The organism is Cryobacterium frigoriphilum (assembly GCF_004403305.1).
GTDB lineage: Bacteria > Actinomycetota > Actinomycetes > Actinomycetales > Microbacteriaceae > Cryobacterium > Cryobacterium frigoriphilum.
Map to the genome: position 1 here is coordinate 151,329 of NZ_SOHE01000018.1, position 25,179 is coordinate 176,507.

At 66.3% G+C, this 25,179-nt stretch carries 26 protein-coding genes; 12 read left to right on the forward strand and 14 right to left on the reverse strand.

The window, feature by feature from the left end; translation table 11 throughout:
* Window positions 1-32: 32 nt before the first annotated feature.
* From E3T55_RS04845 to E3T55_RS04860, 4 genes are all read right to left on the reverse strand, one after another.
* Window positions 33-1,124 (reverse strand): ABC transporter substrate-binding protein, encoded by a 1,092-nt coding sequence (locus tag E3T55_RS04845; RefSeq protein ID WP_166791677.1) that lies wholly within the window; start codon window positions 1,122-1,124, stop codon window positions 33-35.
* A 65-nt stretch (window positions 1,125-1,189) separates the two neighbouring features.
* Window positions 1,190-2,965 carry an ABC transporter permease gene (locus E3T55_RS04850; protein WP_241992872.1) on the reverse strand — a complete coding sequence of 592 codons (1,776 nt, stop codon included), beginning with the start codon at window positions 2,963-2,965 and terminating at the stop codon, window positions 1,190-1,192.
* Complete coding sequence (locus tag E3T55_RS04855; RefSeq protein ID WP_134518442.1) at window positions 2,962-4,077, reverse strand: ABC transporter ATP-binding protein; 1,116 nt, start codon at window positions 4,075-4,077, stop codon at window positions 2,962-2,964. The genes E3T55_RS04850 and E3T55_RS04855 overlap by 4 nt, the downstream gene beginning before the upstream one ends.
* A gap of 122 nt (window positions 4,078-4,199) precedes the next feature.
* Window positions 4,200-5,330, reverse strand: coding sequence for a PrpF domain-containing protein (locus E3T55_RS04860; RefSeq protein ID WP_134518443.1), 1,131 nt, complete (start codon window positions 5,328-5,330; stop codon window positions 4,200-4,202).
* Window positions 5,331-5,592: 262 nt separating this feature from the next.
* Between E3T55_RS04860 and E3T55_RS04865 the strand changes: the two genes are divergently transcribed.
* The 5 genes from E3T55_RS04865 (at window position 5,593) to E3T55_RS04885 (ending at window position 10,309) form a co-directional block, all read left to right on the forward strand.
* Window positions 5,593-6,507, forward strand: coding sequence for a LysR family transcriptional regulator (locus E3T55_RS04865; RefSeq protein ID WP_134518444.1), 915 nt, complete (start codon window positions 5,593-5,595; stop codon window positions 6,505-6,507).
* A gap of 149 nt (window positions 6,508-6,656) precedes the next feature.
* Window positions 6,657-7,301 (forward strand): ABC transporter permease, encoded by a 645-nt coding sequence (locus E3T55_RS04870; protein ID WP_134518445.1) that lies wholly within the window; start codon window positions 6,657-6,659, stop codon window positions 7,299-7,301.
* Window positions 7,298-8,527, forward strand: a complete 1,230-nt coding sequence (locus tag E3T55_RS04875) for a betaine/proline/choline family ABC transporter ATP-binding protein (protein ID WP_134518446.1) — start codon at window positions 7,298-7,300, stop codon at window positions 8,525-8,527. The genes E3T55_RS04870 and E3T55_RS04875 overlap by 4 nt, the downstream gene beginning before the upstream one ends.
* Window positions 8,524-9,306, forward strand: a complete 783-nt coding sequence (locus tag E3T55_RS04880) for an ABC transporter permease (protein WP_241992873.1) — start codon at window positions 8,524-8,526, stop codon at window positions 9,304-9,306. Before E3T55_RS04875 ends, E3T55_RS04880 begins: the two co-directional genes overlap by 4 nt.
* 76 nt (window positions 9,307-9,382) lie before the next feature.
* Window positions 9,383-10,309, forward strand: a complete 927-nt coding sequence (locus E3T55_RS04885; protein ID WP_166791678.1) for an ABC transporter substrate-binding protein — start codon at window positions 9,383-9,385, stop codon at window positions 10,307-10,309.
* A gap of 128 nt (window positions 10,310-10,437) precedes the next feature.
* Here E3T55_RS04885 and E3T55_RS04890 read toward each other — a convergent pair whose 3' ends face one another.
* Window positions 10,438-11,301, reverse strand: coding sequence for a DeoR/GlpR family DNA-binding transcription regulator (locus E3T55_RS04890; protein ID WP_166791679.1), 864 nt, complete (start codon window positions 11,299-11,301; stop codon window positions 10,438-10,440).
* Window positions 11,302-11,472: 171 nt separating this feature from the next.
* Here E3T55_RS04890 and E3T55_RS04895 point away from each other — a divergent pair, with 171 nt between their 5' ends.
* Both E3T55_RS04895 and E3T55_RS04900 read left to right on the forward strand, forming a co-directional pair.
* On the forward strand, window positions 11,473-12,837 hold the full coding sequence (locus E3T55_RS04895; protein ID WP_134518449.1) for an MFS transporter: 1,365 nt from the start codon (window positions 11,473-11,475) through the stop codon (window positions 12,835-12,837).
* 54 nt (window positions 12,838-12,891) lie between these two features.
* Entirely contained in the window at window positions 12,892-14,424 is a 1,533-nt protein-coding gene (locus tag E3T55_RS04900) for a mannitol dehydrogenase family protein (RefSeq protein WP_478213435.1), read from the forward strand.
* Window positions 14,425-14,562: 138 nt separating this feature from the next.
* On the opposite strand, the gene E3T55_RS04905 is transcribed toward E3T55_RS04900, so the two are convergent.
* The 4 genes from E3T55_RS04905 to E3T55_RS04920 form a co-directional block, all read right to left on the reverse strand.
* On the reverse strand, window positions 14,563-14,859 hold the full coding sequence (locus tag E3T55_RS04905; RefSeq protein WP_134518450.1) for a hypothetical protein: 297 nt from the start codon (window positions 14,857-14,859) through the stop codon (window positions 14,563-14,565).
* Window positions 14,860-15,492, reverse strand: coding sequence for a hypothetical protein (locus tag E3T55_RS04910; protein ID WP_134518451.1), 633 nt, complete (start codon window positions 15,490-15,492; stop codon window positions 14,860-14,862). It lies immediately after the preceding gene.
* 268 nt (window positions 15,493-15,760) lie between these two features.
* On the reverse strand, window positions 15,761-16,186 hold the full coding sequence (locus E3T55_RS04915; RefSeq protein WP_134518452.1) for an MmcQ/YjbR family DNA-binding protein: 426 nt from the start codon (window positions 16,184-16,186) through the stop codon (window positions 15,761-15,763).
* A 9-nt stretch (window positions 16,187-16,195) separates the two neighbouring features.
* Complete coding sequence (locus E3T55_RS04920) at window positions 16,196-17,209, reverse strand: LLM class flavin-dependent oxidoreductase (RefSeq protein ID WP_134518505.1); 1,014 nt, start codon at window positions 17,207-17,209, stop codon at window positions 16,196-16,198.
* Between the two features lie 83 nt (window positions 17,210-17,292).
* On the opposite strand from E3T55_RS04920, the gene E3T55_RS04925 reads away from it, so the two are divergent.
* Together E3T55_RS04925 and E3T55_RS04930 are read left to right on the forward strand one after the other, a co-directional pair.
* The gene (locus tag E3T55_RS04925; RefSeq protein ID WP_134518453.1) at window positions 17,293-17,994 is read left to right on the forward strand and encodes a YitT family protein; all 702 of its coding nucleotides are present in this window, start codon (window positions 17,293-17,295) and stop codon (window positions 17,992-17,994) included.
* Window positions 17,995-18,140: 146 nt separating this feature from the next.
* Window positions 18,141-18,320, forward strand: a complete 180-nt coding sequence (locus E3T55_RS04930) for a hypothetical protein (protein ID WP_134518454.1) — start codon at window positions 18,141-18,143, stop codon at window positions 18,318-18,320.
* Window positions 18,321-18,390: 70 nt separating this feature from the next.
* On the opposite strand, the gene E3T55_RS04935 is transcribed toward E3T55_RS04930, so the two are convergent.
* Window positions 18,391-18,855, reverse strand: a complete 465-nt coding sequence (locus E3T55_RS04935) for a methyltransferase family protein (protein WP_134518455.1) — start codon at window positions 18,853-18,855, stop codon at window positions 18,391-18,393.
* Window positions 18,856-18,894: 39 nt separating this feature from the next.
* A complete protein-coding gene (locus E3T55_RS21150) occupies window positions 18,895-19,152 on the reverse strand; it encodes a pentapeptide repeat-containing protein (RefSeq protein ID WP_420897970.1) in 258 nt (85 codons plus the stop codon).
* Here E3T55_RS21150 and E3T55_RS04940 point away from each other — a divergent pair.
* Both E3T55_RS04940 and E3T55_RS04945 read left to right on the forward strand, forming a co-directional pair.
* Window positions 19,057-19,674 (forward strand): TetR/AcrR family transcriptional regulator, encoded by a 618-nt coding sequence (locus E3T55_RS04940; protein ID WP_166791680.1) that lies wholly within the window; start codon window positions 19,057-19,059, stop codon window positions 19,672-19,674. The two genes, E3T55_RS21150 and E3T55_RS04940, sit on opposite strands and share 96 nt — an antisense overlap.
* Window positions 19,675-19,762: 88 nt before the next feature.
* A complete protein-coding gene (locus tag E3T55_RS04945; RefSeq protein WP_134518457.1) occupies window positions 19,763-20,290 on the forward strand; it encodes a CarD family transcriptional regulator in 528 nt (175 codons plus the stop codon).
* Between the two features lie 259 nt (window positions 20,291-20,549).
* On the opposite strand, the gene E3T55_RS04950 is transcribed toward E3T55_RS04945, so the two are convergent.
* Entirely contained in the window at window positions 20,550-21,014 is a 465-nt protein-coding gene (locus E3T55_RS04950; protein ID WP_198418513.1) for an ankyrin repeat domain-containing protein, read from the reverse strand.
* A gap of 94 nt (window positions 21,015-21,108) precedes the next feature.
* A complete protein-coding gene (locus E3T55_RS04955) occupies window positions 21,109-22,797 on the reverse strand; it encodes a long-chain-fatty-acid--CoA ligase (RefSeq protein WP_134518459.1) in 1,689 nt (562 codons plus the stop codon).
* A 99-nt stretch (window positions 22,798-22,896) separates the two neighbouring features.
* Here E3T55_RS04955 and E3T55_RS04960 point away from each other — a divergent pair, with 99 nt between their 5' ends.
* Complete coding sequence (locus E3T55_RS04960) at window positions 22,897-23,712, forward strand: alpha/beta fold hydrolase (protein WP_134518460.1); 816 nt, start codon at window positions 22,897-22,899, stop codon at window positions 23,710-23,712.
* Between the two features lie 18 nt (window positions 23,713-23,730).
* On the opposite strand, the gene E3T55_RS04965 is transcribed toward E3T55_RS04960, so the two are convergent.
* Entirely contained in the window at window positions 23,731-25,152 is a 1,422-nt protein-coding gene (locus tag E3T55_RS04965; RefSeq protein WP_134518461.1) for a glycosyltransferase, read from the reverse strand.
* Between the last annotated feature and the right edge of the window lie 27 nt (window positions 25,153-25,179).

Consider the following 25,179-nt stretch of genomic DNA (forward strand, 5'->3'; position numbering starts at 1 on the left):
CTCGACCAAGCCCCGCCCGGCCGATTTCTCGCCTAACCGGCGTAGCTGAAGATGCGCTTCCAGGTATCGACGGCGGCAAGACCCAAATCGGTCGAGTCGGTGCCCTCATACACCTGCATTTCGTCGGCGCCTGCGCTTTCGATGCCGAGGTCGGTGCGTGCCGGAGCGTAGGACTGTTCCGCGAGCAGGGTCTGCCCGGCCTGAGACATGGTCCAGTTGTAGAAGACCTGCGCCGCGGGATTGTCGAGCCCGGCAGGGGTGATGCCCATACCATAGGCGACTCCGTTCAGCCCCTCGTCGGGCACGACGACCTCGATCGGTGCGCCCGCAAGCTTCGACGCGAAGGCTCCCTGGAACGAAACCTGGGTGACCTCGATCTCACCGCGAGCAAGGGCATCGAGCTGGGTCGACATTGAGTCGAAAATGCGCGGTTCAAGTGCGTCGAGGTCGGCCAGGTACTCCTCGCCAAAGTTGCGGATCTGGAAGGCTGCGAGGCTAGTGTTGCCCCCGCCGGAACCAGCGTAGACGAGCCCGAACTTGTCCTTCCAGGTGCCGTCGGCCAGCTCTGCCCACGAGCCCGGGGCGTCCGCCTGGTCAACGAGTTGAGTGTTGTAGGCGATGCCATAGGTGCCATAGGCGTGGGTGATGTAGCCGTTACCCTCCTGCACGATCCCCTCAACGGATGCGAGATTCTGCTGGAAAGGGGTTTCATAGGGTACGAACACGCCCTGCTCGACGAATTCTGCGGCCATCATCTTGTCGGCGGTGCGAATGATCTCGGCGCTGAGCTTGTCTACCGCGTTTTCACTGATGACCCGCTCGGACAGCTTGTTCGGAGCCATCCTGGTCATTTCTCCACCGATGCCGGTTTCGGCCGTGAACTGGTCAAGCACCGCCTGCTCCGACTCAGGGCTGGCCCCGGTGTACATCACAACGGTGCCGCCGGCCGCGGCCGCCATGAGGGCGGCATCGGCGATGAGTTCGCCGTTGATCGTGAGGCCGTCGGACACGTCGCGGGTGGGGTCGGCAGCGGGGTCGGCTCCGTTGGGGCCGGCCCCGCAGGCCGTGAGTCCGAGTACGGTAGCCAGCGCCAGTGCTGAGTACGCGATACGCGATTTTTTCATGGGGATCCTTCTTTCCGTCCCAGCGATGCCGGGAGCCAGTGGGGTGGTCATGCTCGCGGTCATGTTCAGTGCTTCTGGTTACCGAAACGCTGCGGCAGGTAGGAGACGATGAACATGATCACGCAGTAGACAACGCTCATGGCGGCGGCCTCCTGGGCAGCTCCGCCGTTCTCGAAGAGGTCGAAGATTTCGATCGAGAGAATTTTGGTGTCGGTCGTATAGAGGAACAACGGCACGGTCAGTTCTCGCATGCTAAGCATGAGCAGCAACAGGAACGATGACGCGAGGGTCACCTTCATCAGCGGCAGGGTCACGAACGTGATCGCCTTGGCCCGGCGGGCACCGAGCATCACGGCGCTGTCCTCCAGGTCGCGATGGGTGGCCTGGATCGACGCGCTGACGCTGCGCAGCCCCTGCGGCATCTGCACGACGAGGAACGCGACCACCAGCACCCAGATGGTGCCGTACAACGGGATCGGCATGATCAGCCAGGTCCAGAGCAGCCCGATGCCAAGCACGATGTGCGGCACCGCGAGCGGAACCATGGAGATTCCCTCGAGCAGCGCCCGGCCGCGGGCCCGCGTGCGGTTGATGACGTACGCGACGGCAAAGGCCAGCGCGGTACCGAGGGCTGCCGCCAGCACGGAGACAAAGATGCTGTTTCCAGCCACGCCGAAGAACGCCGCGGAGGAGAGGATCTCGCCGAAAACCGAGAAGTCGAGCGCGCCGGGCGCCGCCAGGTCGCGGAACGAGGACATGTACGGTGAGACGCGGCCCGCGGTCAGCAGGAGCGCAAGCAGCGGCAGCACCACAGCGATCAGAAAGTACCCACCGGCGAACACAACGGCAGGCCACTTCGCCCGACCCAGGTCGACCCGGCGGGCCTTCATCCCTTTGCCGGTCACGGTCGTGTAGGAGCGTTTGGCGAGGTAGCGGCGCTGCAGCGACGTGAGCAACAGCACGAACCCGACGAGCACGATAGCGACGGTGGCCGCATCGTTACCGCGGGCCGGCGTCGCCATCATGACCCGGTAGATGTACGTCGGCAGCGTGTCGATGCCGGCGGGGGTGGCCAGCACCTGCGCCACCGGAAAATTCTCGAGCACGAGGATGAAGATGAGCAGCCCCGAGCCGAGGATCGCGGGCAAGGCGAGCGGGAAGGTGACGTTCTTGAGGGTCTGGGCCATCGAGCCACCGTGCACGCCGGCCGCGTCTTCGAGATCGGGGTTCATCATCGACATGGCGCTGTGGATCATCAGGAAGGCGTACGGCGCATAGAAGATCGCCATCACCGTGACCACGCCGCCGAACGAGTACACGTCAACGACGGCATCCAGTCCCAGGTCGCGCAGGGCCACGTTTAGCAAGCCCGCCGAGGGGCTGCCGAGGATCGCCCACGCGAGGGCGCCCACATAGGAGGGCAGGAACAACGGCATCAGCCCGATGGCATAAATGAACGCCCGGAAGGGAACGTTAGACCTCGCCGTGATGAAAGCGAGAAAGCCGCCGATGATCAGCGCGAGGAGGGTCGCGAGCGACGCGATGAGCAGCGAGTTACCGGTGGCTTTCATCACGCTTGGATCCGCGAGGGTGCGGAAATTCTCCAGTGTCAGGGCGAAGTCGATGTTCCCCGGCCGGGGCACCGAGGTGCTGAACGCCGCGAGTACGACGAATCCCACGGGGACGAGCACGAGAAAACCGACCAGGAGGAGCAAGGGGCCGCTCACGACGACGCGACCGATTCGCATCCGTCGGCGCGGTGTCACCGTGGGGTTTGGCGCGGGCTTCGGCGCGGGCGGCGGGGCGTTGTTCACGGGCGGGCGGTCGAGGGTGACGCTCATGCGGCGACCCGTTCGCTGACGCGGACCTCGGGGACTTCGTTCGGCAGAACCATGATGCTGGACGGATCGATGCTCACGTCCACTGAGCTGCCAACTGCCAGTACTCCGTGGGCGTTCTGCGGGCAGATCGCGTCGATCACGGGCCCGTTGGTGAGCTTGACCTGGTAGCGGATGCTGGCCCCCTGGAATACGGCGACGGTCACCTCGCCGGCGAACCGGTTGCGCTCGCCGATGCGCGTCTCCCGGGGACGCACATCAATGTCGTCGGGGCGGATGCAGGCACTTGACTCGGGATACTCGATCGGTTCATCAACCGCAAGCTCGAGCGGGTGCTCAATGAGCGTGACCCGGTTGGCGGAGTGAGTGGACGTCACGGGGAAGACGTTCGTGACCCCGAGGAAGGAGGCGATGGCGGCCGAAGCCGGGGTGGAGTAGATCTGCTGCGGGGTACCGAGCTGGGCGATGATCCCGTCGCGCATGATCGCGATGCGATCGGCCAGGGCGAGTGCCTCCTGCTGGTCGTGCGTCACATAGAGGCTCGTGAGGCCCTGTTCGACCTGGATGCGCCGGAGTTCCACGCGCAGGTCGTCGCGCAACCGGGCGTCGAGGTTGGACAGCGGTTCGTCGAGCATGAGCACGCTCGGCTTCATGGCCATACTGCGGGCGAGTGCTCCACGCTGCATCTGGCCACCGCTGAGCAGGCTCGCCCCCCGGTCGGCGAGGTGGCCGAGACCGACGAGTTCGAGGGTCTTGAGGCCGTCGGCGCGGGCCTGGCGGCGGCCGACCTTTTTCATCCGCAGCGGAAAGATGACGTTCTCGAGCACGGTCTTATGCGGCCAGACCGCGTAGGACTGGAAGACCATTCCCACATTGCGCTTGTGGGAGGGAACGTTGACGTTCGCGACGGCATCGAACACGGTGCGCTCGCCAATGCGGATGCTGCCTCCCGTGGGTTCTTCGAGTCCGGCCACGCACCGCATGGTGCTCGTCTTGCCACAGCCGGACTGCCCGAGCAGAACGATCGACTCGCCGTCACCGATGGTGAGGCTGAGGTCCCGAATCGCCGGGACCCCGTTGTAGGCCAGGCGAAGATCTTCGATGTGTACTTCCATGTGCAACCCCTTTGTTACGTGAACTTTGTTATTGGAACTGTGACGTGAATGACTAAAGACTCAGGTGATATAGGCCAGATCAGCGGCGCTCTGACCAGTCTGGGCGACTCGGAGCGGCCTCGTCACCAGACTTCTGGCAGTAGCAGTTCGGCGTTGGCCAGGCGACGCGCGCTGCGCACGGCTCCCACGACGGGGATGCCATCGACATCCTCGTAGAACGTCTCGACGAGCCCGGCCGGGGTGCGCATGGTGAGTTGGGCGTCAGGCCGTGACTGCGAGGCCCGCCCGGTCGAACCGCCACCGGCACGGGCACCGACGAGTTCGCGGCTGAGTTCCCGCACGATGGTGCCTGCTTCGTGAGCGGCCATGGTGAGGGCGACGCTGCCGGTGATTGCGAGCGCTGGATGCAGCCGTCCCATGGACAGCATGCTGACGGCGAAGTCGGCATCGTCTCCGGCCTGCGTGCGGGCGACCAGGGCGACCTTCGGAATGGCTCGCGCCGCGGCATCCGTCGTGGCGGCGAGGCCCATGCGCACGGCGGCCTCCCGGCGCAACCGCTCGAGCCCGGCCAGCAGAACGGAGTCGGAGTCGATGGCCGCCGGATTGTTGAGCCCGTCGAGCCCTATCGTGGCGGCGTCAATGATCACGACCGGGGCACCGGCATCGATCAGGGTGACGCGCACCGGGCTGCCGTCGAAGGTCAGCTCGTCGACGGGATGGCCGGTGGGGAACAGCCGCCCGGTGGTCTTGCCGGCCGGGTTGAGGAAGCCGAGTCCGACCGGCATGCTCGGAAAGGGCACCCCTGGAATCATCTGCGAGCCGGTGCGCTCGATCGCGCCATTGGGCGTCGGCACCCGCTGCAGGATCAGCTGATTGGTATTGGTGTTCAGGGTGCGCACCGCGGTGGTGCCGTTCTGGGCGCTCACCCAGCCACGTTCGATCGCGTAGGGTCCGACCACTGCGGAACAGTTGCCGCAATTACTGCCCCAGTCAACCGTATTCTCGGCGATGCCCACCTGAGCGAAGGTGTAATCGACGTCGACGTCGGGGTTTGCCGAGACGGCGAGAATGACGGCCTTGCTCGTCGTGGACGTGCCACCGCCGATACCGTCCACCTGCCGTTCGTCGGGACTGCCGAAGAGACGAAGCAGAACCTCGTCGAGGGACTTGCCCGCGACCTGCAGGTCTGCCCGTTCGAAGACCCAGCATTTGCTGGTTCCCCCGCGCATCCAGGTTGCCGGAATGCTTGCCATGATCGTCCTTACGCCATTGTGAGTCGGTGCCGTGGTCCGGCTTATGCGGGCCATTCGTTTCCCCGAGCCTGCGGGGTTTCAGACTGAAAGACAAACGCACATTTCTGCATAGTCGTGCAGTTCTACTTCATGCACTCGAGAACAAAATGCTGTCTTCCGGGCGATTCCGGCGAAGGACTCCGGAATCAGCGCGATAAAGGGGACTGCAATGATGCTGTACCTTTGTTCAATACCCTGAAGTATCACTTCATACCGGAGACGCATGCTGGACATCAAAAGACTCGCGCTGCTGCTCGATGTCGTCGAACTTGGATCCATCACGGCCGCGGCAGACAAATTGGGCTACTCCCCCTCGGGGGTCTCGCAGCAGCTGCGACGCCTCGAGCAGGAAATCGGCCAGCCCCTTCTGCAGCGGCAGACCCGCGGAATGATCCCCACCGAGGCCGGCCACGTGCTGGCGGCCCATGCCCGCAAGATCCTGCGCCAGATGAACGCGGCCGAGGCCGATCTCGCCGAGATCGCCGGACTCGGGCGCGGCAACCTCGCTCTGGGCACATTTCCCACCCTCGGGGGGTCATTTCTGCCCATTGTCATCAACACCTTCCGCAAGCAGTACCCCGCCATCGACCTCGACGTGCGCAGCAGCCGCTTCGAGCACCTCATCGAGATGCTCGAAAGCGGGCAGGTCGGACTGTCGCTGCTCTGGGACTACGAGTGGAACCGCATCGACCCCGAGCGATTTTCCCTGACCCAGGTCTTTGACGACGCGACGGCGCTGATCGTGGCGAAGGAGCATCCGCTGGCCCGACGCAAGCACATCAAAATGGCCGAACTCGCGTCCCAGGAATGGATCGTTCGCGGCGACAACCACCCCGTGGTCGAGGTGCTGCAACGCAGTTGCCAGGCCGCTGGCTTCACTCCCCGGATCGCCTTCCGCGCGAACGACTACCAGGAAGCACAGGCGATGGTGAGCGCGGGACTCGGCGTCGCATTGGCGCCGCGCACGGCGGTGGTCAACAAGCATCCCGGGGTAACGATCGTATCGCTGGGCACGACCGCGCCGTCGCGGCGAATTCTGCTCGCACACCGGCACGACCGGGTGCGCGCGGCCGCCGAGGTCGCCTTCCAGGCGACCCTGCTCGAGGTCGCCAAGCTGCACGCCGCCGATTTCCGCTAGTCCGCGAACGGCCCGGGGAATGATTCATGCCCGTGCGCTAAGATTACAGACGGGCTTGCAGCCTTTAAGTACTACGGATGCGGTTCTTGCGCATCTTCTCTTCGCCTGGCGTGGCCGGCAGACACAGGCTCACGGGCGAAAGGACCAGCATGGACTTCGTCGAATTCCTGATCAACCGCGGGGACGACATGCTCGAACTCGGCCTCGAACACGCGGCCGTCGTCGGGGCCTCGGTCTTGCTCGCCACGATAATCGGCGTTGGACTCGGTGTCGCAAGCTACCGGCAGCCGCGCTCCCGTGAGGCGATTCTCGCCGTGACCGGGGCATTCCTCACCATCCCTTCGTTCGCACTGTTCATCCTGCTGATCGGGCCGCTCGGCCTCGGTTTTCTGCCGGTCGTCGTCGCCCTCACCCTCTATGGGCTGCTGCCGATCGTGCGCAACACCATCACCGGCCTGCGCGAGGTCGACCCGGCCATCGTCGAGGCGGCCCTCGGCATGGGCATGAGCCGGGGCCAGGTTCTGCGCCAGATCGAGCTGCCCCTCGCCTGGCCGGTCATCATCACGGGCGTGCGCGTCACGACGCTCGTGCTGCTCGGTATCGCCGCGATCGGATCGATTGTGCTCGGACCGGGCTACGGCGACCTCATCTTCACCGGCCTCGCCCGGGTCGGCACCCCGGTCGCCGTGAACCTCGTGCTCGCCGGCACCCTCGGCGTGGTCGTTCTCGCCGTGCTCTTCGACGTGCTCTTCTACGTCATCCGCAAGCTCACCACGTCCGAAGGAATCCGATGACCCCGAGCAACAGCAGCCCCGCCGGCACCCCCGGCACCGGCAAGGTCATGATCCGCCTCGAGAACCTCTCCAAACGCTTCCCCGGCCAGAAGACGGATGCCGTCTCCAACCTCTCGCTCGACATCTACGAGGGTGAAATCGTCGTACTGGTCGGGCCGAGCGGATGCGGCAAAACCACCACGATGAAGATGATCAACCGCATCGTGGAGCCCACCTCGGGCCGCATCATCCTCGACGGGGACGACGTCACGACCACCGACCCCGACGCCCTGCGCCGCCGCATCGGCTACGTCATTCAACAGGTCGGGCTGTTTCCGCACCAGACCATCGGTGAAAACGTCGCGACGGTACCGAAACTCCTCGGCTGGGACAAGGCCCGCGTGGCCGCTCGCGTCGACGAGCTGCTCACCATGGTCAACATGGCGCCCGAGACCTTCCGCGACCGCTACCCGAAGCAACTCTCCGGCGGCCAGCGCCAGCGGGTCGGCGTGGCACGCGCGCTCGGAGCCAACCCCGACGTCATGCTGATGGACGAACCCTTCGGCGCGATCGACCCGATCACCCGCGACCGCCTGCAGAACGAATTTCTACGCCTGCAGCGCGAGGTGCGCAAGACCATCGTCTTCGTCACCCACGACATCGACGAGGCCCTGAAGATGGGCGACCGAATCGCGATTCTGCAGGGGCCGTCGCAGATCGCCCAGTACGACACTCCTGAGCAGATTCTCACCGCACCGGCGAGTGATTTCGTGTCGGACTTCATCGGACGCGGCGCCTCGCTCAAGCGCCTCGACCTCAGCCACGTCTCGGACATCACCCTCACGCAGTGGCCCACCGTGCGGGTAGGCGCCGACAATGCCGAGCTGCTCGACGTGCTGCGCCGCTCTGACAAGGGCGCGGTGCTCGTGCTCGATGACGCCGGGCGCCCCCGCCGCTGGGTCGCTCCCGACGACCTCGACCGCCACCCCGGCAGCCCCCTCGATCAGATCGGGCTCGTGCCCGAGGCCGTCGTGGAACCGCACGCAACCCTCAGCGACGCGCTCAACGAGCTGATCACCGCACGGTTCAGCGTCAGCATCGTCGTCGATGCCCACGGGGTCTACCAGGGCGTGGTCGATATCGATCAGATCACCGACGCCATCCGCTCGATGCGCGCCGCGGCCGTCGCCCGGGCGCGTGCCCGCTTCACGGAAGACCCGGCCGGCACCCCGGTGATCGGCTCGTGAGCACCCTCGTTCTGACTCCGGAACGGCTCGCGCCCGAGCCGTTGCACGCGCCGCGCCGCTCGCTCGCCGGCTACCTCGCGATGCCCGCGATTCTTGCCCTCGTCTGCCTCGGCTTATACCTCTACGTGACCGCGCAGCAGCTCGATTCGATCGAGTCCCGGGCTCTCACCGCAACCGCGCTCGGCACCGCCGTGTGGCAGCACCTGCAGCTGACGGCCGTCTCGACGGTCATCACGTTGGCCATCGCCGTGCCGCTCGGCGTGCTGCTGACCCGGCCGTTCGCCCGCCGCCTGCGCCCCTATCTGCTGACCCTGCTCACCCTCGCGCAGGCGGTTCCGACGATCGCGGTGCTCGTGCTGCTCGCCGTCGCGTTTCTGTTTCTCGGGTTTCAGGCCGCCGTTGTCGGCCTCGTGCTGTACGCGATCATCCCCGTGCTGCTCAACACGATGGTCGGCCTCGAGCAGGTCGACGAGTCCGTGCTCGAGGCGGGCCGGGGAATGGGCATGTCCGCCTTCGGCGTGCTGCGCCACCTCGAACTGCCGCTGTCCGTGCCGATCATCCTCGCCGGGGTGCGCACGGCCCTCGTCATCAACGTCGGCACCGCGACCCTCACGACTTACATCAACGCCGGCGGGCTCGGCGACGTCATCGTCGCCGGTCTCAGCACCAATCGGGTGCTCGTGCAGGTCGTCGGCGCCGTGCTCACCGCGGTACTGGCCCTGCTGATCGATTACCTGGCCGGCCTGGCCGAAGATTTCCTGCGCCCCACCGGACTGTAACGCCCCACAGCCTGTCATGCCCCACAGCCTGTCATGCCCCACCGCCTGTAACGCCCCACCCTACGAAAGAAGAAACATGAAGACCAAGGCCACCCTTCTCACGGCATTCGGTGCCGGCATGGCCGTTCTGCTCAGCGGATGCGGCGTCGCCGACACCGACACGGCGACCGGAACCGGCGAACTCGCCGGTGTCGAGCTCGCGGTGGGTTCCAAGGAGTTCACCGAATCCATTCTGCTGGGGCAGATCGCATCCGTCGCCCTCGAAAATGCCGGAGCGAGCATCGACGACCGCACCGGCATCTCGGGCAGCGCCACCGTGCGTGAGGCCCTCGTCAGCGACGAGATCGACCTGTACTGGGATTACACCGGCACCGGCTGGGTGAACATTCTCGGCAACAGCACCGAAGACGTTCCGGATGACCTCTACGCCGCCGTCGCCGAGGCCGACGCCGCCAACGGTGTGGCCTGGCTCGAGCCGGCCCCCTTCGAGAACACCTACCGGATCGCCGTTCCCACGGCCTTCGCCGAGGACAACGACCTCGTCACGATGAGCGACGCCGCCGCCTACATCGAGGCCAACCCGGCCGAGTCGGCCGTCTGCGCCGCCGCCGAGTTCATCAACCGCGACGACGGACTCCCCGGCCTGCAGGGCGCCTACGGCTTCGAGTTCTCCGAGGTCGTGCAGCTCGACCTCAACCTGATCTACACGCAGGTCGGCGAATCCTGCAACTTCGGCGAGGTCTTCTCGACGGATGCCCGCATCGTCTCCAACGACCTGGCCGTGCTGAGCGACGACCTGGGCTTCTTCGTGCAGTACCAGGGCGCGCTCACGCTGCGTCAGGAGACCCTCGACGAGAACCCGGCGATCGAGTCGATCATGGCGCCGATCAGCGCCGCGCTCACGAGCGAGGTCATCACCGAGCTCAACGGCCAGGTCGACAATGACGGCGAAGAGCCGCGCGACGTCGCCACCGAGTGGCTCACCGCCGAGGGCCTGATCTAGCCCCGCCGGCTTCGCCACCCCCGCTCTCCCACCCCGGGCTGCGTCACGCCCGTGGCTAATTCAGGAAGAACGGGCATCCGCTTGTCGAAATCCGGCCGATTCCCGCGATGTCGACGACTTTTCCTGAATTAGCCCCCGGTCGGGGCGGACACGTAGTGAATCTGCAGGGTGGGCACGCGTGCCGCGAGGGCGTCGAGGCTCGCCCGGTGCTCCGGCGCGAGTTCGGCGTTGACGACCACATCGTCGAAGTCGGCCAGGTCGGCCACGTGGTACAGCCCCTTGCCCTCGAACTTGGTGTCATCGAGTAGCAGCACCGTGCGGTCGGCCCGCGCCAGCAGGGCCCGTTTCGTTTCGGCAGCCGCGGCATCCGGGTGAAACAGGGCGTCGTTCTTGAGGGCGGTCGTCGACACGAAGACCACGTCGGCCGACACCCTGCTGAGCTGTTCGACCACGACGGCACCGAGGAACGAGTCCGTCTCGAGCACGTATTGGCCGCCGAGGCCCACGAGGGTGATCTGCGGATGCGTCAGGGTCAGTTCTCGCATCAGCCCGAGCGCGTGGGTGACCACCGCGCTCGGTGCCCGCTCGCCGAGGTGGGCAAGCATCGCGGCAACCGTCGTCGAGTCGTCGAAGGCCACGACGTCGCCGGGCCGGATCAGCAGTGCTGCCTCGGCGGCGAGGGCGTTCTTGAGGGCGACGCGGGTCACGCGGCGCAGGCGTACATCCTGTTCGGCAAACGGATGCGGCTTCGCTCGCGCCCCACCGCGCACCCGTTCGATGAGACCCTCGCGAGCGAGGTAGTCGAGGTCACGGTGAATGGTCATCGCGCTGACTCGGAACATGTCGACGAGTTCTTCGAGGCGCACCGGGCCGTGCGCCTCGATGTGGCGCACCAGTTCGCTGCGGCGCACGGGGGCGGTGAGTCCGTCACGGGAGTCAGCGGACGCGGGTGTATCGGGGGTGTCGTCGTCATTGACGTGGGCAAGCTTCATAAGCGTAATGATAGATGGCTGCACCGGTCTTGTTAAATCGGATGCGACATCCGCGGCCATGACGCCATTATCTATCAAGGTGCGTGTTAAATATGAAAGATCGTGTGTTAGTTTGGGTTCGCTCGATCACTGGTACATCGTGATCACTGGACCATCGTAAGGACGCGAAGAATGGCAGCTCCGGCTCTCACCCACCCAGGCACGACCCGCTCAGCACCACGCAGGGAGGGGCTGCTCGAGCGGCTCGGTCTGCCACGCCCGCTGCTGTGGGGGTACATCGGACTGGCCCTGTTCATGATTGGCGACGGCGTCGAGACCAACATTCTCGCTCCGTTCCTCACCGGTGACCACGGATTCACCATTCCCCTCGTCGGCACCCTCGTCACCGTTTACGGCGTTGCCGTGGCAATCGCGGCATTCCTCTCCGCCGCCCTCTCGGACCTCTGGGGACCGCGCCGCGTCATGATGATCGGCGCCGGCATCTGGGTCGTCTTCAATCTGCTGTTTCTCACCGTGGCCCTCACCTCGAGCAACGTCATGCTCATCTTCATCACCTACGGCCTGCGCGGCTTCGGCTATCCCTTCTTCGCCTACGGCTTTCTCGTCTGGATCACTGCGACCGCCAACCCGAAGCACCTCGCGAGCTCCATCGGCTGGTTCTACGTGGCCTTCACCGCGGGCCTGCCCACCCTCGGCGCGCTCGTCGCGACCGGCGCCCTCGACCTCTTCCACCTGTCCATGTATGAAACCCTCTGGGTCTCCCTCGTTCTCGTCGTGATCGGCGCTCTCGTGGCCTTCATCGGGGTCAAGGAGAAGATCGGCCGTAAGCCCCTCGTCGACAACCCCGAGGAGGTCGTCAAGGTGCTCACCTACGGCCTGACACTGCTCGCCACGAAGCCCAAGGTCCTGCTCGTCATGCTCACCCGCATGATCAATTCGATCCCCACCTACGGCATGGCGATCTTCTTCCCGGCCCTGTTCGTCGACCGGTTCGACTGGACGATCGGCCAGTTCCTCATTCTCACCACCGTCATCTACGCGGTGAACATCCCCTTCAACCTCGTCTTCGGCGCGCTCGGCGACCGGTTCGGCTGGAGCCGCACGGTCACCTGGTTCGGCGCCGTGCTCTGCGCCGTCTCGATGATCGGCCTCTACGTCGTGCCGGTCTACGCCATCGGCCAGGGCTGGCCCTTCGCCTACGGCCTCACCCTCATCGTCGGCGCGATCTTCGGCATCGGTCTGGCCGGCTTCGTTCCGCTCTCCGCGATCGCCGTGTCGCTCGCCCCGCAACAGCCCGGCGCCGCAATGAGCTCCTACAACCTCGGCATCGGAGCGGCCGTCTTCGCCGGCCCGCTGCTCGTCGCCCTGCTCTACGGCACCCTCGGCGCGTTCGGCCTCGTGGTGCTCTTTGCCGTGCTGTACCTCGTGGCCGCGGTGATGGCATCCGTCTTGCGCGGCACGCAGCCCGGCTTTCACGGCATGCCGGCCCGCATCCCGCTGAATGATGCTGCGCCAGCTGACGCACTGCAGCGCTGACCCCTTCCCGTCACCTCGCACAACTCACCTCGCACAACCGAATCGAGACCCATCGTGACCACACTCGCCACACCCACCACACCCACTCTGTCGGCCGGCATCGCCCTCACGACGGATGCCCTGCCCGCCCTCGCCGCCACCGTGCGGGTTCCCGCCTACGACCGCACCGGGCTGACCGCCGGCATCATGCACTTCGGCGTCGGCGGCTTCCACCGCGCGCATCAGGCCCTCATGATCGACGACCTGCTGAGCAGCGACGACCCGGTGACGCAGGCCCTCGCCCGCGACTGGGCCATCTGCGGCGTCGGCGTGCTGCCGGGCGACGCACACATGCGCGACGTCATGGCGGCCCAGAACGGCCTCTATACCCTGGTCGAGAAGCACTCCGACGGCCACCTCGAGGGCCGCGTCATCGGCTCGATCAACGACTACATGTTCGCCCCCGACGACGTTGAAGCCGTCATCGAGCGGATGTCCAGCCCCGCCGTCAAGATCGTCTCGCTCACCGTGACCGAGGGCGGCTACAACATCAACCCCGTGACCGGGGCTTTCGATCTTGGCAACCCGCTGGTTGTGGCCGACCTGGTGCCCGGCGCCGCGCCCGCAACGGTCTTCGGCATCACCGTCGAGGCCCTGCGCCGCCGCCGCGACCGCGGCGTGACCCCGTTCACGGTCATGTCGTGCGACAACCTGCAGAACAACGGCGAGGTGGCCCACCGCACCTTCGTCGCCTTCGCGACCGCCCGCGACGCCGAACTCGCCGCCTGGATCGACGCAAACGTCAGCTTTCCCAGCAGCATGGTCGACCGCATCACCCCCGGCACGACGGATGCCGACCGGGACCTCGTCACCGAGACCTTCGGCGTCGTCGACGCCTGGCCTGTCGTCTGCGAGCCGTTCTTCCAGTGGGTGCTGCAGGACTCGTTCACCGACGGCCGCCCGCCCTACGAGCAGGTGCGTACCCAGCTCGTCGCCGACGTCGAGCCCTACGAGCTCATGAAACTGCGTCTGCTCAACGCCAGCCACCAGGGGCTCTGCTATTTCGCTCACTTGATGGGATACCGGCTCGTGCACGACGCCGCCGGCGACCCGTTGATTTCCGGGTTCCTGCGCGCCTACATGGACGACGAGGGTTCCCCCACGCTCAAGCCGGTTCCCGGCATCGACCTCGAGGCGTACAAGAGCGATCTCATCGCCCGGTTCTCGAACCCGAACGTGCGCGACACCGTCGCCCGGCTCTGCAACGAGTCCTCTGACCGCATCCCGAAGTGGCTCGTGCCCGTGATCGTCGACCAGCTGGAGGCCGGGCGGTCGGTCGAGCTGTCGGCAGCAATCGTGGCGAGCTGGGCTCGGTACGCGGAGGGAACGGATGAGCAGGGTCAGCCTATCGAGGTCGCCGACCGCCTCAGGGAGCGCGTCATGGCCAACGCCGCCGGGTTCGCCGCTGATCGGCACTCGTTCCTGAACGACCGCGATCTCTTCGGCGACCTCGTCGACAACGCGACGTTTGTGGCGGCCTACGACCGGGCGCTCGAGCTGCTGCACACGGTCGGCGCCCGCGAGACCCTGATTGCGTTGCTGACGTAACGGCCGTCGAGTCGCGGACTTCGCACCCTCACCCCCACACGAAGGCACGAAGTCCGCGACTCAAGCCCGTGCGCACCGCACCGACCTCGCCCCAGGCTCCCCTCCGCTACTCACCCGCGCGCGGCGTCCTCTTGCGGGCTAACTCACCTGACCGCGCACACCCAACCAGCCGCGAGCCCGTAGGCGCCGCTCGATGCGACTCACGAGCTCGACGGGGGCGGCGAGGTCATCGTCGGTGAACTGGTGCATGTGCCAATCGTTGTCTTCCAGCCGGCCCAGGCGACGGATATCGCGGCGCCACTGCCCCCGATCGGTGCGGTGGTAGTCCCCCTGATACTCAAGAAGTGACCGATAGTCGCGATACACGAGGTCACCGCGGGCCAGGAACACCCCCTGGGGATCGTAGATGTCGCCGTTGCACTCGGGCTCAGGCAATCAAGCTTCGACGATGAACACACGCAGCTTCGATTCCCTTCGCGATTCGGCGCGGTCCCGCAGCAAAGGCAGGGCGCGGCGGGCCATGACCAAGCCGCGGCGACTCGGATAACGCGCCAAGGCATCCGTCAGCGCAGCAATCGTCGTGAGCGGATGCCGCCAGTACAACAGGTAGTCCCCCGCGGCGACGAGATCGGCCAGGTTGAGCACCGCCGCGAGGTCGAGCCAGGTGCGGGCCGGCCCTGTGATCGGCAGGTCGCGCCAGAGCACAATCTCGTCGGCGGTAATGCTCAGCAGGTGGCCGATCACATCCCGAGCATCCATCGGCCGCCCCGGAACGGCAACGCTGACGTGCAGCGGTCGCGCCCGTTCATGCCGCGCCGGCAGCGGAACGCCGAGCAGCTGTGCCGCAGTCTGGTGGCTGAAGAAGGAGTCGGGCGACAACCGGGGTCCCAGAGCACGGCAGAACTCGGCGGTTGTGTGACCGAACGGCTCCCCCGAGCGGATGCCCCACAGTGGCCTGGCGAGATCACCACCGTTGAGCCGTGACCGGCCAGCGCCGGCACTGACGCCGGCGCTGATGCGGAACGGTCTGCCGAACAGGTCGGCGGGAAGCAGGATGCGTGCGGTCATGCCACCACACTGGCGCGATTCGCTCGGGTCACGGGGGTTGTGCACAGGGCACTTTCGTCTGAGGTGCTGTTAGGGGATGATCCCGGGCAACGTCCGGGCTCGGTCGCGGCAGCGTCCGGATCGTGCGCCCCACGACGGCCGCGGCACTCAATCGCGGACTTCGCACCTTCATGTCGCCCACGAGGGCACGATCTCCGCGACTCAACCCACGGGCACCACGGCCAGCACGGCCAGCACGGGCAGCACGGGCAGCACGGGCAGCGGTGGGTCAGCGGGCGCGCGGCATCTTGGGGCGCACGAGGGCGTGGCTGTCGCGCACCAGCTGCTCGACCAGCTCGTGCGGCACCCCACCGTCGCCAACACCGCCACCGTCGACAACACCGCCACCGTCGACAACACCGCCGTCGACAACACCACCGTCGGACACGGCCCCGTCGAGCACCACCGTGATCCAGTGCTTCTTATTCAGGTGGTAACCCGGCATGATGTGCCCCGCAAACTCCTCGCGCAGCGCCCGGCTCTCCTCCGGGTCGCACTTGAGCGAGACCGTGAATGGGTCGCCCGCGAGCGCGCTCAGCGCGAAGATCTTGCCGTTGCCGCTCGTTTTGAAGACACTGATCTCCTCGCCGAACGGAAATGTCTCCACCGCCTGCGGCAGGCTCAGGCAGAGGTCGACGAGCGCATCCGGGGTCATGTGGCCAGACTAGACGCCCGCATCCGCGAGCGCCGGCTGCGCCATCGCCTGAGCCGTCAGCGCCACCGATCGCAGCCGCGCCTCAATGTGCTGCGACGCGTGCGCGATAATCAGCTCGTCCGCTCCGGTCGCCGCCGCGAAGTCGCGCAGATACTCGCCCACCTCGTCGGACGTGCCGACCGCGGTGTAGCGCATCATGTTGGCGATCTGGTGTCCGTTCGGGGTGGTGAGAAAATCGTCAATCTGCGCATCGGTGTACTCGGGCGCCGCGGGGCCGCGTGCCATCATGGCGCGCACCCGCGAGCGACGCATAACGGTGAACTGGGCCGCGGCATCCGCTGCCTCATCGGCGGCGATCGCGTTGACCGCCACGATCAAGTGCGGCGCGGCGAGCTGCGCCGAGGGCACGAAGTCACGCCGGTAGAGGGCGATCGCCTCGTGCAGCGAGTCGGGCGCGAAATGCGAGGCAAACGCGTAGGGCAGGCCGAGCGCGGCGGCGAGGCCGGCTCCGAACAGCGAGGATCCCAGAATGTACAGGGGCACATTCGTGCCGGCGCCGGGAATCGCACGCACGCCTGGCACGATCGACTCATCGCGCAGAAAGGCCTGCAGCTCCATCACGTCCTGCGGAAACTGGTCAGAGGCCCGCGGATCACGGCGCATCGCCCGCGCGGTGGTCTGGTCGCTGCCGGGCGCACGCCCGAGGCCCAGGTCGATGCGGTCCGGGTAGAGCTCGGCGAGCATACCGAACTGCTCGGCGATCGCGAGCGGCGAGTGGTTGGGCAGCATCACACCGCCCGATCCCAGACGGATGCTGCGGGTCTGCCCCGCAACATGGCCCACCAGCACGCTGGTCGCCGACGACGCAATGGTCGGCATGTTGTGGTGCTCGGCGTACCAGACCCGGGTGTAGCCGTGCTTTTCAGCCGTCTGGGCGAGCGCGACACTGGCCGCAAGGCTCTGCCGAATGCTCTGCCCGGGGGCGATTGGAGCGAGGTCAAGAATGGAGAGCGGAATCGTCATACTCGGGGTAACCACACCTGCCCTCAATTCGTTACCGCAGGCGTCGAGTTGCGCTGAGGCGGGGTGTCGTCGAAAATGTCACAGTGCTAGATCCCACCGTTTCTGATCCCACCGTTTCTGATCCCACCGTTCCCGGTCCCGACGATGCGTCGTCGTCAAGGGTAGCGGCGTCGTCCGCGATCCCGCAGGCGGCACCGCGGCACTCGCTACTTGAAGACGTACTCGGCATTCTGACCGGAACCCTGATCGCCTCATTCGGGTTGTTCCTGCTGAAATCCAGCGCTGCCGTCACGGGAGGCACCGCGGGTCTGGCCCTGCTGCTGAGCTATGTGGGAAGCGTGCCCTTCGGCGTACTGTTCTTCGCCGTGAATGTGCCGTTCTTTCTGCTCGCGATCTGGAAGAAGGGCTGGAACTTCACCCTGCGCACCGTCGCAGCGGTTGCGCTCGTCTCGCTGTTCTCGTCGCTGCACCCGCTCATGTTGCAGATCGACGACCTCAACCCGGTCTACGGCGTGCTTCTCGGCAACCTCGTGGTGGGAGTCGGGCTGCTCGTGCTGTTTCGCCACCGCTCAAGTCTCGGTGGATTCAACATTCTGGCCCTCATCGTGCAGGAACGCCTCGGCTGGCGCGCCGGCTACGTGCAGATGGTGCTCGATGTCGCCATCGTGTTGGCGGCACTCACCGTTGTCTCCCCGCTCGTCGCGCTGCTGTCGGCGGCCGGCGCGGTCGTGCTGAACCTGGTGCTGGCCCTCAACCATCGTCCGGGACGTTACCTCGGAACCTGAATCCACGGCGCCAAGACCGCGGAACCACTGTTACAACCTGATTAAGTCTCGTGTTGTCTTCCCGCGTTTGATGCGGGGTCGATTTACGCTTGCCGCACAGCTCGAGCGGCACCAGGCCCAGCGGCACCACACAGAAACATCGAACCATGACCGACGACGAACTTCTGCTTGAAATGGACTACACCGGCTACGCAATGTCCTGCCGAGATCCGTACCTCACCAACGACGCCGACCTGGTGCTCTGCCGCAGGCAAAGCGGCCACGACGACACTCACGCAACGAGGGACGGCGCCGTCGTACTGGTCTGGCCCGCCGACATTCCCTGAACGCAGTCAGCGACCCATGCAGTCAGCGGCTAATCCGGTCAGCGACTAATCCGGTCAGTGGCTAATCCGGTCAGCGACGAAACCGGCCGACGCCCGGCAGAAACCGTCCGACGCGGGCACCATAGGCCCGGTATTCCGGGTGCGCTGCGAGCAGCATCTGCTCTTCCCAGCGCGTTTTCACCGCGAGCAACACGACGAGGGCCGCCCAGACCAGTACATGGCCGACGGATGCCCCGATCAGCACGAGCGCGACCCCGCCGGTCATCAGGCCGGTATAGATAGGGCTCCGTACGATGGCGTAGACGCCCGAGGTGACCAGTGCCGCGTTGTCACGCGGAATCGGACTCGCCGTCAGTGACCTACCGAGGCCAACAGCACCGAGCAGGGCGAGGCCCAGCCCGATCGCGGCGAGAGCGATAACGGCCGCGAACACGGCACCGCCGCGCGGCCACAGCGATGCGTGCGGCAGCACCATGAGCGTGATCAGCAACACAAATTGCAGCACCACCAGACCGCGTGCGAGGGAACGATTCATGGTTCGAGACTAGGCCCACGTGAACACCGATGAGCACGCTCAGCACACCACTTCCGCCCGCTTATCGGACACCTGTCCGAGAAGTGCTATACTGATCTGATGACCTTCGGAAGCAGCTCCCTCGTGAGCACGCCAATCGAAGCTCGCACGCCTGAATCTCGCACGCCTGAATCTCGCACGCCTGAAGCTCGTACGCCTGAAGTGCGCACTGGTGAGGTTCGCACCGCCCCGGACCCGCGTGCCGAACGCACCCGGCAGCTCATCTTCACCGCGATCCGCACCCTGATTGCCGACCAGTCGGCATCCGTTTCCGTGCCGGACATTGTGCGCATCGCCGGCATCAGCCGCAGCTCCTTCTACGCGCACTTCGCGAGCCTCGACGTTCTCGCCGCCGAATACCTGCGTGCCCAGTTCACCGATCTCAACTCCGAACTCAGCGTCCCCGAACTCAGCAGTCCCGAGCAGCACGGTCACAACGTCGTCCGTGGCGAGAATACCGCCCGCGTCGGCTACACCCGACTCGTGGCGCACATGGTCGAGAACTTTCCGCTCTACGCCAGCGTGCTCGCGCTGCCGCTCACCCGCAGCGCCTATGACCAGATCGTCGACGCCTACGCGACCCAGATGCTCGAATCGGTGCTCGCCCCGCACTCGGTGCCGCACGATGTCAACGTCGAGCTCGTCACGACCTATGTGGCCGGTGGCGCCCTCACCCTGATCAGCGCCTGGATGCGCGGCCAGCTCGACGTCTCCGACGACGATCTGGTTGACCAGTTGGTCGGGTTACTGCCCGTCTGGGTGCTCGAAGCCCAAACGTAGTACCCGCGGCCCCGTAGCCTCTCAGCCCTCAGCCCTCAGCCCTCACAAACTTGCCCGCTGCACCACCTACAGAAAACACGGTCTCTCTATGAATATTGAAGTCGGCGAAACTCTCGTTTACCCGCACCACGGTGCGGTCACCATCACGGCCCTCAACTCCCGCACGATCAAGGGCGAAGAGAAGCAGTTCATGACCCTCAACGTGCACACCAGCGAGCTGACGATTCAGCTTCCCGTTGACAACGTCGAACTCGTCGGCGTGCGCGACGTCATTGACGCCGCCGGTGTTCAGGCCGTCTACGAGGTTCTGCAGAACCCGTTCACCGAGGAGCCGGGCAACTGGTCGCGCCGCTACAAGGCCAACCAGGAAAAAATGGCCAGCGGCAGTGTCTATCGCGTGAGCGAGGTCGTGCGCGACCTGTGGCGCCGCGACCAGGACAAGGGCGTCTCCGCCGGCGAGAAGCGGATGCTCGAAAAGGCCCGCCAGATTCTCGTGTCCGAGCTCGCCCTCGCGCAGGGCCTGACCGATGAAGAGGCCGGAGAGCTGCTGCTCAAGGACGTTCTCGTGAACGTGTCCACCGAGCAGGCCGCCCCCGTCGAGGTCGCCGCGGTCTAACCCACCGCAGCACGCTCCACACACCACACACCGCACACCGCATCACCCGATCGCGCCTTCGCAACCGAAGGCGCGATCGGCGCATTACCCGGGCGCGGCTGATCCGGGCACACGTGCCCACACGTGGCCAATTCAGGAGATCTGCCCGGTGACGGCGCCGCCACGGCACTGGTCCGGTGGTCGTGGCGCTGCCCGCCGGCAGATCTCCTGAATTCGCCACCGGGCAGGGCGTCCCTGCGCCAGAATGAGCAGACTCGTCTTAGGCGCCGACCGGCCCGAACGACTCAATGACCTCACGCATGCGCGGCAGGCCAAACTGATCCGCGATCTGAGCCGCAGGATGCGCGCCGAGGTCGGGGTCGGCATCCGCTTCGAGCAAAACCCGCAGAATTGCCTCATTATTGCGAAAAACGGCGCAGGCCAACGCGGTCTGCCCCATCGTGTTGACGACGGATGTCGCCGCGCCCCTCCGCAGCAGCTCGCGCACGGTGTCCGTGTGCTGGGCATAGCTCGCGACGATGAGCAGCGAGTCGCCGCGGCCATTCAGCAGATCGAGCGGCACGCCCGCATCGAGCATCTGGCCCAACTGATCGGTGTGCCCCTCGCGAGCGAGGTCGAAAACGCCGTCGACGACCGCGTCGCTCGGGCCTGCGGCTGCGTTGCTGTCAGGGGCTGGGGTGCTGTCTGCGGCTGGGGTGCTGATGGGTTCTGCGTGCTCGGTCACCGGTGACTCCTGTCGTTGGGCTGTGCCCATCGGGCACATCCCTATTCTGCGGCTTAATCGGCGCCAGCCGCCGCCAGCCGCCGCCAGCCGCCGCTCAGAGCGTCGGCAGAACCTGCTCGCGCACCTGTTTGCGCAGAATCTTGCCCAGAAGCGAGCGCGGAGTGTTCTCAATCTGAACGATGCGTCGCGGAATCTTGTACGCCGCGAGGTGTTCACGGCAGTGCTCCCGCAGGGCCTCCTGGTCGAGGGTCGCGCGGGGCTCGAGCTCCACGGCCGCGACGACCATTTCTCCGCCGCGCTCGAGCGGCTTGCCGAAGACGGCAGCGTCGACCACCGAGGGGTGCAGCCTCAGCACGGTTTCAACCTCCGACGGCGAGACGTTGAAACCCCCCGTGATCACGAGTTCCTTGGCCCTGTCGACGATGGTGGTGAACCCGTCGGGATCGACGGTGACGACGTCACCGGTGCGCAGCCACCCGCCCGGCAGCAGCGCCGCCGCGGTCTCTTCGGGGTTGTTCCAATAGCCCTGGAACACCTGCGGGCCCTTGAGCAGCAGCTCGCCGGGTTCACCCGGCGCGACCTCGATGCTCGGGTCGTGGAGGTCGACGACCTTCATCAGAGTGGAGGGGAAAGGCACGCCGATCGTTCCCGGCCGCCGGGTCGCGTGGAACGGATTGCCGAGGGCGACCGGGGAGGACTCGGTCATGCCGTAGCCCTCGACGAGCAGTCCGCCGGAGACCGATTCCCACAGCTCGACGACGTGGTCGGGCAGGTTCATCGCCCCCGAGATGCAGTACTTGCACGACCGCAGCGAGATGCCGCGCTCCTGGGCTGCGCGGGCAGTGCGCTCGTAGATCGGCGGCACCGCGCAGTACACCGTCGCGGGCGACTTCTTCATGGCGTCGAGAACCATGTTCGGCTCAAACTTCGGAAACAGCACGAGCAGCGCCTGCTTGCGGATGCCGTAGGTCAGGTACAGCGTGAGGCCGAAGGCGTGGAACATCGGCAGGATCGCGTAGAAGATCTCCTTGCGGTACTCGGCGCCGTGCATCCACGCTTCGCCCTGCAGGGCATTGGAGTACAGGTTGAAGTGCGTGAGCATGGCGCCCTTGGCGCGGCCGGTGGTGCCGGAGGTGTACTGGATCGCCGCGAGGTCGTGCACGCCGGGGCGCGGGTGCTCGGGGTCGAGATGGCCATGGCCGAGCAGGTCCTTCCAGGCGATCGTCCCGGGGGCCTTCGCTGTCAGCGCCGCCCGGGACGCCCGCAGGCTCTTCACCGGCAGGCTCAGCGCCAGGCGTTTCACCGTGGGGAACTCGGTCAGCAGGTTGACGGCGACGACGTGGTCGATTTCGATGTCAGCGGGAAAATCGCGCACCGTTGCCGCTACCTTGTCCCAGGTGATCACCACGCGGGCCTGGTGGTCCTCGAACTGGTGCCGCAGTTCCGGGGCGGTATAGAGGGGATTGTGCTCGACCACGACCGCGCCGAGGCGCAGGATCGCATAGAACGCCACCACGTGCTGCGGGCAGTTCGGCAGAATCAGCGCAACACGGTCGCCGGCGCGCACGCCGAGGTGGCGCAGGCCTTCGGCGGCGCGGTCGATCTGATCGCCGAGCTCGGTGTAGCTGGTGCGGCGGCCGAAGAATTCGAGGGCCGGAGCGCTGCCGGCCTCGGCGACCGCCCGGTCGAGCATATCGACCAGCGACTCCGTCGGCAGCTGAATCTCGGCCGGCACTCCCGGCTGATAGTTGGTCGCCCAGGGCTGGTCTGTCGTATTCGCCATGGTCCCATCCTCCCGCGAACCGGCGGCTGCGGCGAACCGCGGGCGCGGGCATCCGTGCTGAGATAGATGCGTGGGATAGATCCGTGGTGTGATAGACGGATGTCCCCGCGCACCGCACCACCCCACCGGTTCGTCACGAGCACGGACGGGGTGCAGATCGCCACCTATGAGCTCGGCGACCCGGCCCACCCGACCGTGTTGCTCGTGCACGGCTTCGCCTCGAGTGCGGTGGCCAACTGGTACGCCACCGGCTGGACCCGTGATCTGCTGCGCGCCGGCTTTCACGTCATCGCGATCGACCAGCGCGGCCACGGCGCGAGCGACAAGCCGCACTCCGCGAGCGCGTACACAATGGAGCTACTCGTCGCCGACGTCGAGCTGGTGCTCGACGGTTACCTCATCAGCGAGGCGCGCTACGTGGGCTATTCCCTCGGCGCCCGCGTCGGCTGGGCGGCCGCTCGCGCGTTCGGCGCCCGCATCAGCCAAGCCGTACTCGGCGGCATCCCCGACGGCGATCCGCTCAAGCGCTTTCAGATCGCGGATGCCCGCGCCCACCTCGAACACGGAACCGAGGTCACCGACCACCTCACCGGCGTCTACCTGAAGATGGCGAAGACGCTGCCGGGCAATGACCTGGCCGCCCTGGTCGCCCTCGTCGAGGGCATGCGCGGCGGCCCGCAGCCGAGCGCCGACAATGCCCCGGCGCAGCCGCTGCTCTTCGCCACCGGCAGCGAGGATCGCATCCTCGCCGCTTCCCGGTCACTCGCCGCGGCCGCCCCCCAGGCCTCCTTCTTCGAGATCCCCGGCCGCACCCACTTCAACGCTCCCCCGTCGCGCGCCTTCCGCGACGCCGCCGTCGACTCTCTGCGCCCCGCCCCCTTATCCTCCCCCTCCCCCGAACTGAGCCACGACTGAGCCACGAGCGAATATTGCTCACTCGCGGGGAGGTGCCGCAATGCTCGCGGCGGCGGTCGCCGCACCGACCGTGTGGGTGGTGAGCGAGAACATCCGGTCGAAGACCACGCGGCGGTCGAACTGCATCGCGTAGGCGCGCGCACGGGCGGCCCAATCGGTGCGCTCGGCGTCGCTCGTCTCGAGCAGGGCGTGGTCAATGGCGGATGCAATCGCCTGCGGATCCTCCACCGGCACGATGATCGCGTGGTCGCCCACGGCCTCGCCGATTCCGCCGGTCAGGGTCGTGATGACCGGACCGCCGCCGGCAAGCATCTTCTCGGCCAGGGCGATGCCGAAGGTCTCCACAAACTCGGGCCGCGGCTTGCTCGGCAGCACGAAGGCCGCGCAGGCGGCCATCAAATACGGCTTCTCGGCGTCGCCGACATCGTTCAGAAAGCGGATGCGGTCGGCCACCGGAGACTGCGCCGCGAGGTCCCGCAGGTTCTGTTCCTGCGGCCCCCGACCGGCAATGATGAGGATCTTATTCCGGCTCGACGCGCTCAGGGCGTAGCCGGCCATGAGATCGTCGACGCCCTTGGCCGCCGTCAGCCGGGACAGAAACAGGATGTAGCTGCCCGGCACCAAACCTCGGGCCGCGAGTACGTCGACGAGCACGGACTCGTCGAGGTCGAGGTACGAGTCGGCGTCGATCGCCGGATACGAGATCGAGACCCGGTCACGGCACTGCGCGGCGTAGCGGGTGCCGTGTTGCGCGTCGACGAGGGCGGCCTCGGAGAGAATCAGCTCCCGCGTGTATTCGGACACGGCCACGCAGTGGTCCTGGCTGAGATAGCTCGAGAGGATGTGCGCGGCGGCCCCGAAGCGCCCCGCATCCACCGCCGTGCGCACGACGTTGGTGACATCGCTGCCCACCGCTTCGGCGATGGTGGTCACGTTCACCGGCAAACCGGTTCCGCGGGCGGCGCGCACGGCGTCCGTCACTGCAAGGGTGTGCGGGCTCAGGTACAGCGAGAGACACACGGTCGGCACGCCGTCGGTGAACAGCTCGATCAGACGTCCGGTGATGCCGGCCAGGTGCCGACCGTCGATGACCTTGTAGTCGCCGACCGGTTCGGGGCGCTCGACGACGATGCCCGCGCTGTAGGGCAGCACGGAGCCGAGGGGTTTCAGCGGCAGGCCGCTCTTCTGCAGCTGTTCGATCGGCCAGGTCACAATGCGCACCTCGTCGAAGCCGCGCTCGAGGGCGGTTTCGGCGAGGTTGCGAGCCTCGACCGAGTGCCCGCAGATCACCGGATCGGCGCGCACCACGATGACGAGCCGCTTGTCGATTGCCCGGTCCTGGGCTACGGGGTTGCTGTTGCTGAACGTGTTGGTGCCGAACGTGTTGGTGCCGAACGTGTTGGTGTCGAACGTGTTGGTGTCGAACGTGTTGGTTTCCATGTGATCGCTCCTGGTTTTCAGGGGTGG

Bases quoted from the DNA above. Each gene is read 5' to 3' on its own strand.
- E3T55_RS04845 (WP_166791677.1), bottom strand. From the start codon at position 1,124: ATGAAAAAATCGCGTATCGCGTACTCAGCACTGGCGCTGGCTACCGTA.
- E3T55_RS04850 (WP_241992872.1), bottom strand. From the start codon at position 2,965: ATGAGCGTCACCCTCGACCGCCCGCCCGTGAACAACGCCCCGCCGCCC.
- E3T55_RS04855 (WP_134518442.1), bottom strand. From the start codon at position 4,077: ATGGAAGTACACATCGAAGATCTTCGCCTGGCCTACAACGGGGTCCCG.
- E3T55_RS04860 (WP_134518443.1), bottom strand. From the start codon at position 5,330: ATGGCAAGCATTCCGGCAACCTGGATGCGCGGGGGAACCAGCAAATGC.
- E3T55_RS04865 (WP_134518444.1), top strand. From the start codon at position 5,593: ATGCTGGACATCAAAAGACTCGCGCTGCTGCTCGATGTCGTCGAACTT.
- E3T55_RS04870 (WP_134518445.1), top strand. From the start codon at position 6,657: ATGGACTTCGTCGAATTCCTGATCAACCGCGGGGACGACATGCTCGAA.
- E3T55_RS04875 (WP_134518446.1), top strand. From the start codon at position 7,298: ATGACCCCGAGCAACAGCAGCCCCGCCGGCACCCCCGGCACCGGCAAG.
- E3T55_RS04885 (WP_166791678.1), top strand. From the start codon at position 9,383: ATGAAGACCAAGGCCACCCTTCTCACGGCATTCGGTGCCGGCATGGCC.
- E3T55_RS04890 (WP_166791679.1), bottom strand. From the start codon at position 11,301: ATGAAGCTTGCCCACGTCAATGACGACGACACCCCCGATACACCCGCG.
- E3T55_RS04895 (WP_134518449.1), top strand. From the start codon at position 11,473: ATGGCAGCTCCGGCTCTCACCCACCCAGGCACGACCCGCTCAGCACCA.
- E3T55_RS04910 (WP_134518451.1), bottom strand. From the start codon at position 15,492: ATGACCGCACGCATCCTGCTTCCCGCCGACCTGTTCGGCAGACCGTTC.
- E3T55_RS04915 (WP_134518452.1), bottom strand. From the start codon at position 16,186: ATGACCCCGGATGCGCTCGTCGACCTCTGCCTGAGCCTGCCGCAGGCG.
- E3T55_RS04920 (WP_134518505.1), bottom strand. From the start codon at position 17,209: ATGACGATTCCGCTCTCCATTCTTGACCTCGCTCCAATCGCCCCCGGG.
- E3T55_RS04930 (WP_134518454.1), top strand. From the start codon at position 18,141: ATGACCGACGACGAACTTCTGCTTGAAATGGACTACACCGGCTACGCA.
- E3T55_RS04935 (WP_134518455.1), bottom strand. From the start codon at position 18,855: ATGAATCGTTCCCTCGCACGCGGTCTGGTGGTGCTGCAATTTGTGTTG.
- E3T55_RS04945 (WP_134518457.1), top strand. From the start codon at position 19,763: ATGAATATTGAAGTCGGCGAAACTCTCGTTTACCCGCACCACGGTGCG.
- E3T55_RS04955 (WP_134518459.1), bottom strand. From the start codon at position 22,797: ATGGCGAATACGACAGACCAGCCCTGGGCGACCAACTATCAGCCGGGA.
- E3T55_RS04960 (WP_134518460.1), top strand. From the start codon at position 22,897: ATGTCCCCGCGCACCGCACCACCCCACCGGTTCGTCACGAGCACGGAC.
- E3T55_RS04965 (WP_134518461.1), bottom strand. From the start codon at position 25,152: ATGGAAACCAACACGTTCGACACCAACACGTTCGACACCAACACGTTC.